At 44.9% G+C, this 14,067-nt stretch carries 13 protein-coding genes; 9 read left to right on the forward strand and 4 right to left on the reverse strand.

Going from position 1 to position 14,067, the window contains the following annotated elements:
• Positions 1–307 precede the first annotated feature (307 nt).
• The 3 genes from DXB18_RS04810 to DXB18_RS04820 form a co-directional block, all read right to left on the reverse strand.
• Positions 308–1,207 (reverse strand): threonine/serine exporter family protein, encoded by a 900-nt coding sequence (locus DXB18_RS04810; protein WP_243103164.1) that lies wholly within the window; start codon positions 1,205–1,207, stop codon positions 308–310.
• Positions 1,204–2,025 (reverse strand): MBL fold metallo-hydrolase, encoded by an 822-nt coding sequence (locus DXB18_RS04815; protein ID WP_118706319.1) that lies wholly within the window; start codon positions 2,023–2,025, stop codon positions 1,204–1,206. Before DXB18_RS04815 ends, DXB18_RS04810 begins: the two co-directional genes overlap by 4 nt.
• 95 nt (positions 2,026–2,120) lie before the next feature.
• Complete coding sequence (locus DXB18_RS04820) at positions 2,121–2,330, reverse strand: DUF378 domain-containing protein (protein WP_118706321.1); 210 nt, start codon at positions 2,328–2,330, stop codon at positions 2,121–2,123.
• Between the two features lie 169 nt (positions 2,331–2,499).
• On the opposite strand from DXB18_RS04820, the gene DXB18_RS04825 reads away from it, so the two are divergent.
• Positions 2,500–3,693, forward strand: a complete 1,194-nt coding sequence (locus DXB18_RS04825; RefSeq protein WP_118706323.1) for an aminotransferase class I/II-fold pyridoxal phosphate-dependent enzyme — start codon at positions 2,500–2,502, stop codon at positions 3,691–3,693.
• A 160-nt stretch (positions 3,694–3,853) separates the two neighbouring features.
• Entirely contained in the window at positions 3,854–4,396 is a 543-nt protein-coding gene (locus DXB18_RS04830) for an NADH peroxidase (protein WP_118540368.1), read from the forward strand.
• 157 nt (positions 4,397–4,553) lie between these two features.
• Here the strand turns inward: DXB18_RS04830 and DXB18_RS04835 are convergent, their stop codons facing one another.
• On the reverse strand, positions 4,554–5,435 hold the full coding sequence (locus DXB18_RS04835) for a LysR family transcriptional regulator (RefSeq protein WP_118540367.1): 882 nt from the start codon (positions 5,433–5,435) through the stop codon (positions 4,554–4,556).
• Positions 5,436–5,735: 300 nt separating this feature from the next.
• On the opposite strand from DXB18_RS04835, the gene DXB18_RS04840 reads away from it, so the two are divergent.
• The 7 genes from DXB18_RS04840 to DXB18_RS04870 all read left to right on the forward strand — a co-directional run bounded on the left by DXB18_RS04840 (position 5,736) and on the right by DXB18_RS04870 (position 14,054).
• Positions 5,736–7,004, forward strand: a complete 1,269-nt coding sequence (locus tag DXB18_RS04840) for an SLC13 family permease (protein WP_118706325.1) — start codon at positions 5,736–5,738, stop codon at positions 7,002–7,004.
• Between the two features lie 164 nt (positions 7,005–7,168).
• The gene (gene ttdA, locus DXB18_RS04845; protein WP_118540365.1) at positions 7,169–8,071 is read left to right on the forward strand and encodes a L(+)-tartrate dehydratase subunit alpha; all 903 of its coding nucleotides are present in this window, start codon (positions 7,169–7,171) and stop codon (positions 8,069–8,071) included.
• Complete coding sequence (gene ttdB, locus DXB18_RS04850; RefSeq protein WP_118706327.1) at positions 8,071–8,697, forward strand: L(+)-tartrate dehydratase subunit beta; 627 nt, start codon at positions 8,071–8,073, stop codon at positions 8,695–8,697. Before ttdA ends, ttdB begins: the two co-directional genes overlap by 1 nt.
• A 191-nt stretch (positions 8,698–8,888) precedes the next feature.
• Entirely contained in the window at positions 8,889–9,833 is a 945-nt protein-coding gene (locus tag DXB18_RS04855; RefSeq protein WP_118706329.1) for an AEC family transporter, read from the forward strand.
• 187 nt (positions 9,834–10,020) lie between these two features.
• Positions 10,021–12,228: an extracellular solute-binding protein gene (locus tag DXB18_RS04860; protein ID WP_118706331.1), complete on the forward strand. Its 2,208-nt coding sequence runs from the start codon at positions 10,021–10,023 to the stop codon at positions 12,226–12,228.
• Positions 12,229–12,396: 168 nt separating this feature from the next.
• Positions 12,397–13,098 carry a deoxyribose-phosphate aldolase gene (gene deoC, locus DXB18_RS04865; RefSeq protein ID WP_118540353.1) on the forward strand — a complete coding sequence of 234 codons (702 nt, stop codon included), beginning with the start codon at positions 12,397–12,399 and terminating at the stop codon, positions 13,096–13,098.
• Between the two features lie 35 nt (positions 13,099–13,133).
• Positions 13,134–14,054, forward strand: a complete 921-nt coding sequence (locus tag DXB18_RS04870) for a ribokinase (protein WP_118540352.1) — start codon at positions 13,134–13,136, stop codon at positions 14,052–14,054.
• The last annotated feature ends 13 nt before the right edge of the window (positions 14,055–14,067 follow it).

Raw genomic sequence — 14,067 nt, forward strand, 5'->3', positions numbered from 1 at the left:
GATATTGTATACACAAGTTCTTGAATGTATTAATTTTTCTTTCATACACATAGTATACTGTCATACGGAAGGAAACGCAAGCAAAATCGAACAAACTTTCGATTTCGTTTGCGTTTCAGACGCTTTCATCTCGGCAATTGAATAACCGAGGATTCCCGCTTGTTATCCTAAGCCGGGAATGCAGTCTGGAACATCATGAGGAAATCTGGAACGTTTCGAAGTGGTCAGGACAGTTCAGAAGAAGCAGTCCGGAACGTTTTGAAGCGATCAGGATAGTTCAGAAGCAATCTGGAACACTTTGAAGTATTCAGGGAAGCAGCGGAGCGCCCGCCAGAATTCCGTACAGTGCGATCACAAAGCCAACTCCGATCGCAATGCAGAAAAATCCCAGTATGGCATCCATCATGCGGACCGAACCGGCAATGTAGTCGCTGTCAGCCATATCGCGGATGGCATTGGTAAAGGCAACGCCCGGCACCATCAGGATAATGCCGCCGATGATCATGGCATCGAAGTTCTGCCCAGGACCGAACCGGTAACAGAGAATGCACAAAAAGGTAATCCATGCGCTGCCGAGAATGCTTCGTACGATCCGGCTAAAATGCGGATTGCCCAGATACAGCGCATAGGCCTGATAAAGGCCTCCGATGAGAAGCGAACAAACAAAATCCCGTGGGGTTCCGCCAAACATGACACCAAAGCATGCACCGGAAATTCCAGCCACTGCAATCTGCAGGGCAGCAGGAAAGCCAGGCTGTTCCTCGATGCGCTTCAGCTCCTGGCGGACGGTTTCCAGACTGAGCTTTTCTTCTTCAATCCGGCGGGAAAGCTGATTGACTTCTGCAACCCGGCGCAGATTGGTATTGTTCACCGGAATCTGCTGGACTTTTGCAAACTGAGGTTCTGTTTCATCTCCGCAGCTTACAAAGATTCCATTGCTTAAGACAAATGTGTTGACGGAGTGGAGTCCGTAGGCACGGCAGATGTGCATGATCGTATCTTCCACGCGGAAGATTTCCGCTCCGTTTTCCAGCTGGATCTGTCCGGCCTTCATGGCAAGCAGCAGGATTTCCTGCGCGAGAGCGAGTTCAGCTCCGGATTTTGTGTTTTGTGTTGAATCCGTGGTGGAAATGTTGGCAAAAGCATGATCCGAACGATCAGCCTGTGAATCTGGAAGCATTCCGGGTATAGGGTGCCTGGTCATCATGAGAGAACTCCTGCTTCACCATCAGACGAAGTCTCTGGATACCAGAAACTCTGCCCTTCTTTTGTAAGGTTTGCGATGCGATTTCGGTAACTGGCGCTGCATTCCATCTCTTTTAACCGGTCAATCATGCGAAAGTCTTCCCAGAAGTGCATGGGAAATACCATCTTTGCGCCGACTGTACGCATAAAATCATCAAGTCCCAGGTAAAACAAATCTTCCTGCCGGCCATCTAATGGAACCATGGCGACATCCGGATGAAACCCGGCTGCTTTGATCTTTTCCAGTTCCCGGCGGTAGTTGGTGCTCATGTTATTGTTCCAGGCAAGCGGTTCTCCATTCCAGCGCCAGTTGTTTAAGTCACCGGCGTGGTAGATGGTGAAGTGTTCCTGATTTGTCAAAGCAATTTTTGGTCCCAGTCCAGAATCTGTGCTTGAATTGGTGCCGGGAGAAAAAATCCCGGTCTCCACAACAAAAGCAACCCCTTCATCGGTAGACTTAAATGCAGTAATGCGGATACCGCCTCCCTCTTTGAATTCCCGGATCTTTCCGGGATCCACAAACCAGGTCAGGCCATGCAGATGTTCTGGAACCTTGTTCTGCCAGATATCGTCAGAGAGGACATAGTGAATGTTTGGATGGGTGGCAGCCAGATCAAAAATCTTCGGATTAAAATGATCTTCGTGACGGTGGCTGACAAATACAAACAGGTCTTTCGCCGGATCCAGGGGCGGCAGGGTGCCTTTCCAGAAATCGAAAAGCAGCAGTGCCTGGTCTGTTTCCAGAAGATAGCCGCTGTGTTTTATGTATGTGATCTTCATGATAGATTGCTCACTTTCTTAGTAACTTTTCAAGGGAAATGAAGCTGTGAATCTACATTTATCATAACATAAGCAGAAAAAAAGTGGAAGCGCATTCACGCTTCCACCTCTCCGATTTTCATATAGAAACTAATAAGATATAACCCACAAAGACCGACGAGGGCATAGATGATCCGGGAAATCCAGGTCATGCTGCCAAACAAAAATGCAACCAGATTAAAGTTAAAAAATCCGATCAGTCCCCAGTTGACGGCGCCGATGATGGTAAGTGTCAGCGCGGTGCAATCCATAGCTTTGTTGTTCATGAGATTCCCTCCTTACAGGAATCATTCTGCGCAGAAAGAAAAAAATTATACATGGTGTTTCTATCAGAAAGCTTTCTATCAGAAAAATCCGGCAATGATTGCAGATTATTGCAGAACGCAGTAAAATGAAATCAGATTTATGATACGAACGAAAGGACAAAAGAAAACTATGAAATACGATTTTACTTCCATTATGGACCGTGCAGGAAGAGATTCCATCGCGGCAGATCAGATCCCGATTCCGGGAGCGCAGGTAAAAGCGGGCTTTGACCGCATTCCGATGTGGGTGGCAGATATGAATTTCCCAACGGTGCCAACCATACCGGCAGCTATGATGGAGCGTGTCCAGCATCCGGCTTACGGTTATTTCACTCCGACAAAAGAATATTATCGTTCCATTATCCAGTGGCAGGAGAAACGAAATGGGGTAACCGGGCTGGAGCCAAAGCATATCGGTTATGAAAACGGGGTTCTGGGCGGCGTAGTCAGTGCTCTGAACGTGATGTGCTCACGGGGCGATCATGTACTTCTGCATTCCCCTACCTACATCGGTTTCACCAGATGTATTGAGAATAACGGATATCATATTGTTCATTCGCCATTGGTAAAGGATGAAAACGGCATCTGGCGTATGGATTTCGAGGACATGGAACAGAAAATTGTGGAAAATCATATTCATGCAGCGGTATTCTGTTCTCCGCATAACCCGTGTGGCCGCGTCTGGGAACGCTGGGAACTTGAGAAAGCCATGGAAATCTACAAGAAACACGATGTTTATGTGGTTTCTGATGAAATCTGGTCGGACCTGATTCTGGAAGGACACAAACATATTCCAACTCAGTCGGTCAGTGAAGATGCCAGAAACCGTACCGTTGCCATGTATGCGCCGTCCAAGACATTTAACCTGGCGGGACTTGTGGGAAGCTATCATATTATTTACAATGACTGGCTGCGGGAGCGGATTTTGAAAGAGTCCTCTCTGTCGCATTATAATGAAATGAATGTCTTGTCCATGCATGCCCTGATCGGTGCATACAAGCAGGAAGGTTATGAGTGGGTGGATGAGCTGCGACAGGTTCTGACCGGGAACGCAGAATTCGCCTGCAATTTTATTCAGGAACATTTTGACGGAGTCGAAGTATCAAAACCGGAAGGTACTTACATGCTGTTTCTGGACTGCACAACGTGGTGCGAGAAGCATGGGAAAAGTATCGATGAACTTTTAAAAGCCGGGGTGGAAGTGGGGGTGATCTGGCAGGATGGTCGCCCGTTCCATGGACCGTGCCATATCCGGATGAATCTGGCATTGCCGCTGAGCAGAGTGAAAGAGGCGTTTGGGCGGCTGGAGCAGTATGTATTTTAACAATATTGCACAGTAAGTCAAAAGGGCGAAATTGTTATAAAAAAAGTGTTGACAAACGCGGCGACCTGTGCTAAATTAATATCAGTAACAATTACTAATATTAATAAAGGAACACAAGTTAGAATATCACACATTATATTAAGAAAAGGAGATCTGAGTTATGAAGAAATGGGTTTGTACTGTATGTGGTTATGTTTATGAGGGAGAGGCTGCACCGGAGTTTTGCCCGGTTTGTAAGGCACCGGCTTCCAAGTTCAAAGAGCAGGAAGGTGAGATGACCTGGGCTGCTGAGCATGTAGTAGGCGTTGCACAGGGTGTCAGCGAGGATATCTTAGCTGATCTTCGCGCAAACTTCGAGGGTGAGTGCTCTGAGGTTGGTATGTATCTGGCGATGGCAAGAGTTGCCCACAGAGAAGGCTATCCGGAGATTGGTCTCTACTGGGAGAAGGCAGCATTCGAGGAAGCTGAGCACGCTGCAAAGTTTGCGGAGCTGTTGGGCGAGGTCGTAACCGATTCCACAAAGAAGAACCTGGAGATGCGTGTTGCTGCAGAGCACGGTGCAACCGAGGGCAAGTTTGACCTGGCAAAGCGCGCAAAAGCTGCAAATCTTGATGCAATCCATGACACTGTTCATGAGATGGCAAAAGACGAGGCAAGACACGGAAGAGCATTTGAGGGTCTGTTAAAGAGATACTTTGGCTAATCCGGAATTCAAAACCATAAAAATTCGATTCTTATGATAGAAAAAGGCCGCAGGAGAGGTTTCCCCTGCGGCTTTCTTTCGTTATTGGTCATGCATTGCCCAAACAGTAATCTTCGTTCTGTCTGCCATAACAGCAATATGGTTGTGTTTTGTTGATTTATTTGCCGGTCTTTTGCTGTTCTCTCATAAAATCCAAAAATTTTTCCACACTTCCATTGAGATATTTCCCCTTTTTCCATACAATGCCGATTTCCTGTTGGATGATCGGTGTGATCGGAATTCCTTTGATCCCGGACATGTTTTTTACCAGGGAAGAATAAAGGACAGCTCCGCAGTTCCCGTTTCGTAAAAACCGTTCGATCGTATAGAGCTGACTTGCATGCATGATAATATTGGGTTTGATGCCTGCATTTTCAAAGCGGGAAGTCAGATTCGCATTTTGAACCGAATCGGTATTGTACATGATGATCGGTTCATTTTCCAGCATTTCAATCGACAATTCCTTTGTTTTTGCAAGAGGATGATCCCTGGAGACACAAAATACCAGATGTTCTGTCTGCAAAAGCAGGGAATTCATTTTGTCAATATCATAAAAATGAAGATTCACCAGAGCCAGATCCAGGTTTTCATCCTGTACCAGGGAGGCAGCCCGTATGGAGCCGTATTCAAATAGTTCTACCGGAACGTCCGGGTATTTTTTTTGAAAATCAATCAGGATATCAGGGAAAAAAATCGTGCTCAAAAGAGGGGGAATCCCGATACGGATCGGAGGAATCTGTTTGCCAAGGTCGTAAAACTGCTGCGTTGTCTGCTTTACGGAATCCAGAAGCTCGCTGGCTTTCTGGTAAAAAAGTTCGCCTTCTGTTGTCAGTGTCATATGGTTTTTGGAGCGGACAAAGAGACTGACAGAGAATTCTTTTTCTAGTTCCTTAATTGCATTGGAAATCGCGGGCTGTGTTACATAAAGCTTCTGGGCAGCCTGGGTAATGCTGTGACATTGACTTACAGCACAAAAATATTCTAACTGGACAATTTTCATGGGATGCCTTTTTTCACCTTTTTGAGAATGGGGGGTTATTGGGAAAAATACACCAAAAAACAGTGTTTATTGATTGAAATTATAGCATAAAACTAGGAGAATGTGACGAAAAAAGACGAGTAAAATAATCTTTTTTTATGGATACATCACTTTTAGTAAATGTACAAATGAAAGTGCACCAGATATAATCGAATCATGAACAACAGGGAATAACACGGCCGCCTTATTGCTCTTATGTTTCATGCATCTGTAACAGAAATTCTTGAACGAAGAATGCATTGAAGAGTATGGGAGGTAAGTATGAATCCAACAACAATCACATTACTGTTTCTTCTCTTTGCGGTAGTCATGTTCGTATTTGAGAAGATACCGCTTGGAGTGACATCCATGATCGTCTGCTGTGGACTGGTCGTGACTGGGGTTTTAGATGTTAAGACGGCATTTGCCGGATTCATCGACAGCAACGTCATTTTATTCGTTGCCATGTTTATTGTCGGAGGAGCATTTTTTGAGACCGGCATGGCGAATAAAATCGGTGGAATTGTAACAAAGTTTGCGAAGACAGAGAAGATGCTGATCATTGCCATCATGGTGATCGTCGGACTGATGAGTGGTGTCCTTTCCAACACAGGAACCGCTGCAGTGCTGATCCCGGTGGTGATCGGAATTGCAGCAAAATCCGGGTATTCCCGTTCCAGACTGCTGATGCCGCTGGTATTTGCAGCAGCGATGGGAGGAAACTTATCCCTGATCGGTGCGCCGGGCAACCTGATCGCCCAGAGTGCGCTGGAGGAGATGAACTTAAGCTTCGGATTTTTTGAGTATGCCATTGTCGGAATGCCAATCCTGATCTGCGGAATCCTCTTTTACGCAACGGTTGGTTACCGGTTCCTTCCTAATAAGAAGGTAAGCGGAGACGGCGGAACCTTCGATGACACCAAGAACTTTGACGATGTACCGAAGTGGAAGCAGACGTTATCTCTGGTGATCCTGGTGCTGACCCTGCTTGCCATGATCTTTGAAAAGAAGATCGGCATCAAGCTTTGCATCTCCGGATGTGTGGGTGCACTGGCGCTGATCCTGACCGGAGTCATCTCCGAGAAAGATGCATTAAAATCCATCGACTTAAAAACCATTTTCCTGTTTGGCGGAACCTTGTCCCTGGCATCTGCCTTATGCCAGACAGGAGCGGGTGCCATGATCGCGGAAACGGTCATGGGTGCTTTGGGAGAAAGCCCATCCCCTTATGTTCTTACCTTTGTGGTCTTCATCCTCTGCTGTATCATGACAAACTTCATGTCCAATACAGCGACCACAGCCCTTATGGTTCCGATCTGCCTCTCCATTGCCCAGGGAATGGGCGCGGATCCGAGAGCAGTTCTGATGGCTTGCGTTATCGGCGGTTCCTGCGCTTATGCAACCCCGACCGGCATGCCTGCAAACACCATGGTGGTGGGAGCCGGAGGATATACCTTTATGGATTATGTCAAATCCGGACTGCCGCTGATCGTCATTGCGACGATTGTCAGCATGGTGATTTTACCGATTGCATTTCCGTTTTTCCCGTAAACGGAATTGTCATAAACCGCAACTGTTGCACAAACTGCGATTGTCGCGCAAACTGCGATTGTCATGCATATGTGCCAGGCAATCGCAAGATTGCAGTTGCCAGAAATGATAAACCCAACATATTCACATGAATTCACGCTTTACAAAGAAAGGAGAATAAAACGATGAGCAGCAAAGAAAAACAGGTTGAGCAGCTTACCACGTATATGGCGAACTTCGTGTCCTATATCGGTAAAGTGCTGCCGGATGACATCATTGCCAAGTTAGACGAGCTGGCAGAGAAGGAGGACAGCCCACTGTCCAAAGTAATCTATGAAACAATGAAGAAGAACCAGGTATTGGCAAAGACCTTGAACCGTCCAAGCTGCCAGGACACCGGTGTGTTACAGTTCTGGGTAAAATGCGGCACCAACTTCCCGTTAATCGGTGAGCTGGAGGCGCTGTTAAAGGAAGCCGTTGTGAAAGCAACCTTCGAGGCACCGCTCCGTCACAACAGCGTTGAGACTTTCGATGAGTACAATACCGGTAAGAACGTAGGTAAGGGAACTCCGACGGTATTCTGGGATATCGTTCCAAACAGCGACCAGTGCGAGATCTACGCATACATGGCAGGCGGCGGCTGCACCCTTCCGGGTAAAGCAATGGTTCTGATGCCAGGCGCAGGTTACGAGGGTGTTACCCGTTTCGTTATGGATGTTATGACCTCCTATGGCTTAAACGCATGCCCGCCGCTTTTAGTTGGTGTTGGTGTTGCAACTTCCGTAGAGACCGCAGCTCTGCTTTCCAAGAAAGCGCTGATGCGTCCGCTTGGAAGCCACAACGAGAACGAGCGCGCAGCTTCCATGGAGAAACTTCTGGAAGACGGTATCAATGCGATAGGTCTTGGACCGCAGGGTATGGGCGGTAAGTACTCCGTTATGGGCGTACATATCGAGAACACTGCAAGACATCCATCCACCATTGGTGTGGCTGTCAACGTAGGATGCTGGTCCCACCGCCGCGGACACATCATCTTTGATAAGGATCTGAACTATACCATTACTACACATTCGGGGGTGACTTTATAATGCTGGAAATGAAAGATGGAAAGAAAATTTTGACGACTCCGATTTCTGAGGAGGATTTAAAAGACATTCATATTGGCGATATTATCTACTTAAACGGAAGTATGACAACCTGTCGTGACGTTGCACACCGCCGTCTGGTAGAAGGGGGCCGGGAGCTGCCGGTTGATGTACGTGATGCTGCAATTTTCCATGCAGGTCCGATCATCCGCCTGCTTGAGAATGATAAGTTTGAGATGGTTTCTGTAGGACCGACTACTTCCATGCGTATGGAAAAATTCGAGAAAGAATTTGTAGAGAAGACCGGTGTAAAAGTGATCATTGGCAAGGGCGGTATGGGTCCGAATACCGAGTATGCCTGCAAGAATTACAAGGCAATCCACTGTGTATTCCCGGCCGGCAATGCAGTTGTAGCTGCTACCGAGGTAGAGGAGATCATGGAAGCTGAGTGGAGAGATCTGGGTATGCCGGAGACCTTATGGCACTGCCGTGTCAAAGAGTTTGGTCCGCTGATCGTATCCATCGATACCGAGGGACGCAACCTGTTCGAGGAGAACAAGGTAGTCTTCAACGAGAGAAAAGAAAAAGCGATCGAAGAGATCTGCAAACATGTAAGCTTCATTAAATAAGATTCGTGTAAAACAGAAGAATGCAACAAATGTAATGTCCGATTACTGCCAGAAAGGCGCCGCGGGGAAGTTGTTCCCTGCAGCGCCTTTTTCGCTTGTCAATTGTATTGGTCAAGATTATAATAGGTAACGGTAAATGGAAGTTTACACAAAGAGAACGTTACAATTGGAAATGGGAGGAAATGAGGTACATGGATAATCTGATATTTAGTCTGAATGCGACCATACCAATCTTTTTGCTTATGGTCCTGGGCGTATTTTTCAGAAAAGTGGGACTTTTAAAAGAAAACATGATCAATGGGCTGAACCAGTTTGTGTTTAAGGCAACCTTGCCGGTGCTGCTGTTCGGAGATCTGGCAAAACAGGATTTTTCTAAGGCATGGGATGGAAAGTTTGTGGCATTTTGTTTTATGGCGACACTGCTTAGCATTTCCCTTGTAGCATTGATGTCCATGGCGCTGAAAGATAAGTCCCAGCGGGGCGAATTCATCCAGGGCGCTTATCGCAGCAGTGCGGCAATTTTAGGAATTGCGTTTATCACCAATATCTATGGCAATTCTGGTATGGCACCGCTCATGATCATCGGCAGTGTGCCGCTTTATAATATCATGGCGGTTCTGGTTCTTTCCTTTACAAAGCCGGGGCAGAACGGTATGAGTCCGGAACTGCTCAAAAAGACACTGAAAGGAATTGTGACCAATCCGATTATCCTGGGGATTCTGGCTGGTGCGTTATGGTCACTTCTCCGGCTTCCGATGCCGACTATTCTGTCAAAGACGGTTTCCAATCTTGGCAGTCTGACGACGCCTCTTGGTCTGATGACGATGGGCGCTGCTTTTAACTGGGGTGAGGCGAAAACCGGTATGGGACCAGCATTCGTGGCAAGCTTTATGAAGCTGTTTGGTCTGTGCACGCTGTTTCTTCCAGTGGCTGTACTTCTGGGCTTCCGTGAAGCAGAACTTATCGCAATCCTGGTTATGCTGGGTTCCAGCACGACGGTCAGCAGTTATGTGATGGCACGGAATATGGGACACAGTGGTGTTTTAAGTTCCAGCATTGTGGCAATTACTACGCTGGGAAGTGCATTTTCCCTGACGTTCTGGCTGTATGTGCTGAAGACGCTGGCACTGATCTAAGGCGTGGAAATCATAAATAACGAAAATTCAATTGATTAAAACATGGCTGCATGCTACATTATAAATAATGTTAATGCAGCCATATATATTTTTCAGATTATATGGGAAATGTGCATCGAATAACCTATGCGGATATCACAGAACAACTCATGAAATAGAGCGGAAAAGATTCAAGGAGTGAGTTTTTATGGCGACGATAAAAGAAGTAGCAAAGTTAGCCGGAGTTTCAGTTGGAACGGTTTCGAATGTTTTAAATGGAAAAACATCAAACGATGAATTAATTGAGCGGGTAGAAAATGCAATCAATCAATTATCTTATCGGCCAGATGCCAATGCACGAAGCCTGAAAAATACAAAAAGTAAGTTGATTGGCGTTATTATGCCAGAAGTATGTCAGTCAGATCATGCACACTTTCTTTCCAGCCTGGAGAACTTTCTTAGAGAAAAAGGATATGGACTGATACTTAAAATCAGTAATAATAACTGGCTTTTAGAAAAGAAAAGTCTGATGCAGTGTGTGGAACAATGTGTAGATGGAATAATCTGGTATTCACCCGCCAAAGAGCAGCTTACCATTCCGGAAGAGAAAAAAGAAATTCCATATGTGATTATTACGAAATATCCATTATCTGGGTATACAGGAGATCTGATCCAGATTGATTATCGTCCTGCTGTTGAGCAGGCTTATAAAAAAATGCTGCAGCTTGGAATACAGAATATAGGATTTATATTTGATTCTATGAAATTTTTTTTATATGCAACAGAATACGTACATTCCTATCAGCTTACAAACTATACAAAAATTGTAGACAGCAGGGAACGGGCGTTTCAGGCTGCATATGAACTTTTACATCAAAATCCGGAAGTAAGGGGAATTATCGCAAGCAATAGCGAAATTGAAGCTGGAATTGAACGCGCACTTGAATTATTAGACCGAAAAGATGTTGTTATTTTCTGCTGTAAGGAGAGTCAATGGGCAGAGCAAAACACTTGCAGCATCGGTTGTGCGAATGTCTCTCAAAATGTAGTTGCGCAAGGGGCTGTGGACCGTTTGATGGATGCATTGGAACAGTCGTATACACATGAGTATCTGACACAAAATATTACGGGGACTTTCGAATATAAAGAGGCACTGCCTCAGTTAGAGAAGAAAGAGAATGTTCATTTGAAATTTGCTTTATATGATTCCCCGGCAGCAAGAGGTTTACAGATGTATTCTGATCTGTATATGAAAAATACGGGGATCCGGATTTTTATAGATCTGCTGGAATATAAAGAATTGGAAACTCTGATATTGAGAAGTGCGAGAGAAAAGGAAAGTGAATATGATGGTTTTATGATTGATATATCCTGGGTGGAAGAAGCTGCTAAGAGCGGTGGAATTGCCTGCTTAACTGATCAATTCCGAAATAACCGGGAGTATCTGGACGGATTTATTGATGGAATGGTACGAGAATATGGAATGTATGAAAATGAACTGTATGCATTGCCGTTTATGTCAGGTACCCAGATATTACTTTATCAAAAAGACCTGTTTGAAGATGCTGCGCTGAAACGTCAGTTTTTCAGAAATTATGGTCAGGAGTTATGTCTGCCGGAAAGTTGGGCACAATATAATCTTGTTTCTGAGTTTTTTACAAGAAGTTTTAATTCAAAGTCTCCGGTACATTATGGAAACATTTCTGTCAGGGGAGAGAATATTTATAATACGATTGGATTTTTGAACCGTCTTTGGTCGTATGGTGCAGATATTTTCGATTTAGATGGAAACCTGACGATTCATAGTCCCAATGCAGTGACTGCTTTGAGAAATTATATAAAAAGCTTTCAATATTCAAATCCGGACAGAAACATAAATTCCTGGGATGCCGCAGTGGAAGAATATTGCAAAGGGGATACAGCAATGGCTGTATTTTATGATTCCCACGCGATGCGGATCAATGATTATACGAAATCCAAAGTGGCAGGAAATATTGGCAGTATTATGATTCCAGGAGGAGTATCGGTGCTTGGCGGTTGGAGTTTGGGTCTGAATCAGCATGGACACCAAAAGGAAGAAGCTTTTCAATATTTGAAATGGGTATGCAGTGAATATAACAGCATTCCGTTATCTTTACTCGGAGGATCAACCGTTAGAAAAAGCTTTTATCAGAGGTCGGATATGGAAGAAATTTATCCGTGGAAAAAGCAGATTCCGGAAAGTTATGAAAAAAGCAGAAAACGGCGTTTTTCCCCAATGTTGAAGGATTATCAGCAAAACGAACTTTATACGCGCATCATTCCGCATGAGATTAATCGGATTTTATATGGCGAAATATCGGAAGAAGAAGCATTGATCAATATGGAGAAACATATAAAAAGTAAAATCATGACTCCTGCGAATGGATCATGGTAATTGTTTCGTTGGGACGACAAGATGAGAAGATACAGAAGAAGTATTTAGCGATAATGCTGAATATTTCTTCTTTTTTTTATGAAAACATTCTATTGTAATTTTGATGGTGATAGTATATCATAAAACCATGAAACGATTCATGAAACGTCAAAAGAAGGGAGAAACGGTATGATTGATTTTAATGATAAGCGGCAGGTGGCGAAAGCAATTCAGTACACGAATGTAAATCCAAACCTTACCAGAGATGGAATGCTGAAACATCTGGAAACATGCATGAAATATGATTTTCAGGCAGCAATGGTTGCACCGTGCTATATCGAACTGGCAAAAGATGTTTTAAAAGGAACCGGAATTCAGGTTGCATCGACGCTGAATTTTCCAATTGCGAATGATACATTACCTATGAAGATTGCAGCATTGAAAGAAATGATCAAAACCGGTGTCGACCAGTTTGATTTTCCGCCGAACCCGGGTCTGCTGTTAGGTGGGGAAGAAAAAGCATATTTTGAGGAAATGCGCCAGATTGTTGAAGTAGCGCATGCGAGTGGTGTCATTGTAAAAGCAATGTTGGAATTTGGTTATATTACGACCCCGGAATTAAAGAAAAAAGCAGCACAGCTTGCGTGTGAAGCAGGAATTGACTGGGTAAAACAGTCGAGCGGCTGGGGCGTCGGCGGATGCCCGGCTACTGCTGAGGACGTGAAAATCCTGAAAGAAAACATTACACTTCCATGCCGTGTCAAAGTATCCGGTAAGGTAAATACCCTGGAAAAGATGAAAATAATGTTTGAAGCAGGTGCGGAACTTGTGGGTACCAGTTCCGGTCCGGCTATTGTAGACGGGCTTGTAGGAGATATTAATGCATATTAAAACTTTACATTTCGGATGACGGAGGTGGAACGGAAGTGAAGATATGTATCATTGGAAGTTATGCAAAGGCCTTAGTCATGACATCAGACAGAATCCCGCTGCTAGGTGAGACTTTAATTGGCTATGATTACCGGGAAACTTATGGCGGCAAAGGTTCCGATATGGCAGTTCAGGCTGCACGCCTTGGTGCAGAGGTTGGTTATATTGGTGTGGTAGGGAATGATCCGTTTGGACATGAGTTTGTAAACCTTATGAAACAGGAGGGGGTACATACAGAGGGCATTCTGATCACAGACGAAAAACCGACAGGGGTCGGTTTTATTGTGAAAGATGTAAAAGCGAATAATGTGATTGTAGTTGCAATGGGAGCAAACGAACTGATTTCTGAAGAGATCATTGAAGCCCATATCGATCAGATTCAGAATGCAGATGTTGTTCTGACCCAGTTGGAAATTCCGATCGACATTGCATTGTATGCACTGAAGCGGGCGAAAGAGCTGGGGAAGACGACTATTTTAAACCCGGCACCGGCAGTAAATCTGATGGGACGTGATTTGAGTTTTGTTGACATCATTACCCCGAATGAAACAGAGGCGAGAATTACAATTGGAGAATTGCCGGATGCACCATTGACCCACAGGCAGGTTGCAACGAAACTGCTGCAGACTGGATGTAAGAAGGTGATCATGACTTTGGGCGGAGATGGAGTGGATATTCATACATTGGAAGAAAGCGCCCACGTTGACTCTTATAAAATTGATGTTGTGGATTCGAATGGTGCTGGAGACAGCTTTAATGCCGGTTTAACCGTTGCACTGGCAGACGGAGCTTCCATGAAGGATGCGGTAGCGTATGCAAATGCCGTGGCTGGTCTTTGCTGTACAAAATGGGAAACAGTACCGTCCTATCACACTGCAAAAGAAGTGGATGAATTTATAAAGATACATTCTGTCTGACAATTTGGAGAGG

Source organism: Clostridium sp. OM02-18AC (assembly GCF_003481825.1).
In the GTDB taxonomy this organism is placed as follows: domain Bacteria; phylum Bacillota; class Clostridia; order Lachnospirales; family Lachnospiraceae; genus Brotaphodocola.